The organism is Methylocucumis oryzae (assembly GCF_000963695.1).
Lineage (GTDB): Bacteria > Pseudomonadota > Gammaproteobacteria > Methylococcales > Methylomonadaceae > Methylovulum > Methylovulum oryzae.
On the sequence record NZ_LAJX01000198.1, the window covers coordinates 1 to 3,323 of the forward strand.

Annotated in this window: 4 protein-coding genes; all 4 read left to right on the top strand. The window is 41.0% G+C overall.

The genetic code is table 11. From position 1 onward, the window contains the following. Positions 1-158: 158 nt before the first annotated feature. The gene (locus VZ94_RS25605; RefSeq protein WP_052700671.1) at positions 159-359 is read left to right on the top strand and encodes a hypothetical protein; all 201 of its coding nucleotides are present in this window, start codon (positions 159-161) and stop codon (positions 357-359) included. Positions 360-403: 44 nt separating this feature from the next. Then, on the top strand, positions 404-784 hold the full coding sequence (locus tag VZ94_RS24640) for a type II toxin-antitoxin system VapC family toxin (RefSeq protein WP_045780106.1): 381 nt from the start codon (positions 404-406) through the stop codon (positions 782-784). A gap of 41 nt (positions 785-825) precedes the next feature. Then, positions 826-1,188, top strand: a complete 363-nt coding sequence (locus VZ94_RS16815; protein ID WP_052700674.1) for a hypothetical protein — start codon at positions 826-828, stop codon at positions 1,186-1,188. A 706-nt stretch (positions 1,189-1,894) separates the two neighbouring features. Next, positions 1,895-3,323, top strand: a 1,429-nt coding sequence (locus VZ94_RS23540) for a hypothetical protein (RefSeq protein WP_131655607.1), incomplete at its 3' end; no start/stop codon positions are given.

Consider the following 3,323-nt stretch of genomic DNA (forward strand, 5'->3'; position numbering starts at 1 on the left):
AAGTGTTCAGGTGATGTATCCAATGCGCGGTTAAGGTCATGCATTATCCTCTTCAAAAATTTTGAGAATAACGGTTCTGAACTTATTAGAACAGGTGGTTTGGTTGAGCGCTTACTATTCATCTCACCCTGAATGACCCACAGTTAGAGCAATCCCTATTGCGCTTGGCAACACAACAGCAGCAAAACTTGCCGGAATTTGTCCTTAGCATCCTATCCCGTTATGTCACTGAAACCGAACAAGCAGAAACCTTAAGCATCCAAAAACTCGACCCATTCCAGCATTCACAAGCCCCAACTGAGAAATTCCAGCCACCAGAAAACAGTGCCGACTTTAGTTTTTACAGATATAGACGATAGTCTTAACTTTGCCAAACAGCTAAGGCAACAAGCTTGGCAACGCCATGAATAATCGGGTGCTTTGCGATACCTGCATTTTGATTGACTTTGCCAACGGGCGCAGTCGACAACTTGCCGATTTGCATAGCCAGAATATACAGCTCTTCATTAATCCCGTCATTGAATTGGAGCTGCTCCAAGGCGCACGCAATAAAACAGAAATGCAAAAGTTGGAAAAAATACTGTCGATGTTCCATCACCTAGAAATGCCCTCGGAAGTTTTCAGCGTTGCACGGCAACTGATTAAGCAATACTCGCTTTCGCATGGTTTACGTCTAGCCGATGCCTTGATTGCCGCAACGGCTTTAGTTTATGGGCTTGAGCTGCTCACGGTAAATAAAAAAGATTTTCGGTTTGTGCCTAAGTTGGTTTTATATACAAAATAGCAAATCAAACAGTCGTTTAATCCTATATACAAGACTTAATCATGCTTAGTCGCTCAATCAAGAAAATCTATTCGACTGATGACATTAATAAACAAGATAACCTGACTTTTGCGGATATTTTGGCAATTCCCAATATTGTTTTACTTGGCGAACCTGGTGCGGGGAAAACGCATCTTTTTAAGATTGCCAGCGCATATGAACAAGGTAACTGTATTGCGGCAGGCGATTTTACGGTCTATGCCGATGAATCATATTCCGACAAAGCCCTTTATATTGATGCCCTTGATGAAATGCGCTCACGAACCGATCAGCATAATTCAATTAAAGCAATAATCGGCAGTATCAAAAAAAGTCAAACCATCAAAAGTTCGTATATCTTGCCGTGCTACAGATTGGCTAGGTGAAACAGACCTTAAATCATTTAAACCTTACTTCGATGCGACAGGTGGCTATTGTGTTGTTGTCCTGGATGTTCTGAATGAAGCTGAAATTGACCAAATTCTCACCGATAGGCATGTAGTTAACCCAAACGAGTTTAAAGAAAAAGCTAACGAAAAAGGTGTTAGTTCGTTATTAAATAACCCACAAACGCTAATAATGCTGATTGATTCGGTAACTGCACAAAACGGACAATGGCCAAAAAGTAAAAATGAATTGTATGACATTGCAACTCGCCTACTATTGGAAGAACATGATGACAGTCACCTACGTAAACCGCTAGCGGCATACACGGCAACTGAATTAAAAAACGCAGCGGGAGCCGCCTCTGCAGTTTTGCTAATTGCCGATGTCAAAGGCATTTGCCTAGTGAAAGGCCGAAGCCATTCTTATGCAGAAATCCCTTATCAAAATGAAAATAAAGAAGCTGTTTTAGCGGCTCTTACTAAACGTGCTTTTGTCACTTCAAATCAGCAACAAGAACAAGTCACCTACTCACATCGCACTATTGCCGAATATCTAGCTGCTTGTTGGTTAGTTGATACTATCCGCAATGGTTTACCAATCAGCCGCGTTTGCAGCTTGTTGTGTGTTGATGGTCATCCCGCGCCTGAATTGCGCGGCTTATACGCATGGTTAACCCAATTATTACCCGAATACGCGGACTTTTTAATGGCAACCGACCCTTACGGCGTATTGGTGCAAGGTGATGTGGCTTGCCTTACCCTATCTAGCCGCAAAGCCTTATTAAACGCATTAGTCAAACTGGCCGAAAATGACCCATGGTTTCGTGGCAACGATTGGACAAGTGAACCCTTGGGCACGTTATCGACACCGGAAATGGCGGCAGAACTTAAAGCCCTATTAGCCAGAGAACCGAAGCAATATCATTTACGCTCGGTAGCGCTGAATGCTATTACTTATGGCGAACCGCAGCCAACACTTGCAGCCGAATTGTTGCATATTTTTTGTGATAACAACGAGGTGTATGGCGCACGTTCCGATGCTTATGCCGCCCTTGCCCATGCCATACCAAATGGCAAAGAGTTAATTGTAAAGGCGGTAAGGGAGCAATTGAAAACTAGCAATGATGATTTGCGCCTTAAAGAAAATATTATGGCGGATATGTTTGAAGGTTATTTTAACCTTGATGATGTTGCCCTGCTTATCAGTGATTATGTTACACATCGAAAGGAAGACAACATGGCGGGCTGTCTTTGGGGACTTAGTCATTCGTTGCCACTTGATATTCTTCCTGAACTTTTAGACAGTATTTGCCTGCTTAAACCAAACCAAAAAAACAGCAAATACAGAAAGATTGAAAATTTTAATTACGAAATTTTAAAGCGTGTCCTTTTAAGCAATAAGAGCATTGGAATTGAAAGGCTCTGGTCTTGGTTTTCGACTATTAAATATGATTCCATCTATTCTTCACAGAAAGACGAAATAAAGTCTTGGTTTAGCGAAAATCCAAAAACCGTTATTGGTTTTTTTAAAATTGCACTAACACAACATAATGACTTAGAAAATATCTGGGGATTTTGGCATGAGTTTCAGCAATTGACGAAATTTACCTTAACCTATGAGCAAGTAATTGACACAGCATTTTCCTTTATTAATGAGAAAGAATTATGCGATGCCAAAGAGCAGTTTATTTTTAAATTGGCGTTTAACCTAACCATTTGCGGCACAACCGACGTTGATAGGTTTACCCTACTTTACGACTACGGCATCTCCCATCCTGAATTAGCAGAAACAGTTCCCATTTTCTGCCGTTCTCATGTTGCCGATTGGCGAATAGAAAAAGCAAAGAGAAATATTCGACAAAAAAAGAAACAATTCATCAGACAACAAAAAAATCGAGCAGATTTTGAAAAAAACAAGGATTTAATCCGCATAGGACAGCATCATGGTTGGTTGGCTTATCTTGGTCAGCTCTACTTTGCAAAATTTTCAGAAGTTGATAATAAACAGACACCCAAACAACGATTGGAGCAAGAGCTTGGCAAACAAAATGTTACCTTTGCTTTAGAAGGGTTACGCGCTGTACTAAACCGTACTGATTTACCTACATCGCTAGAAATTGCTCGGTTTTATGCCG

What these genes read in the sequence shown, in the direction of transcription:
- VZ94_RS24640 (WP_045780106.1), top strand. Translation starts at nt 404, where the DNA reads ATGAATAATCGGGTGCTTTGCGATACCTGCATTTTGATTGACTTTGCC.
- VZ94_RS16815 (WP_052700674.1), top strand. Translation starts at nt 826, where the DNA reads ATGCTTAGTCGCTCAATCAAGAAAATCTATTCGACTGATGACATTAAT.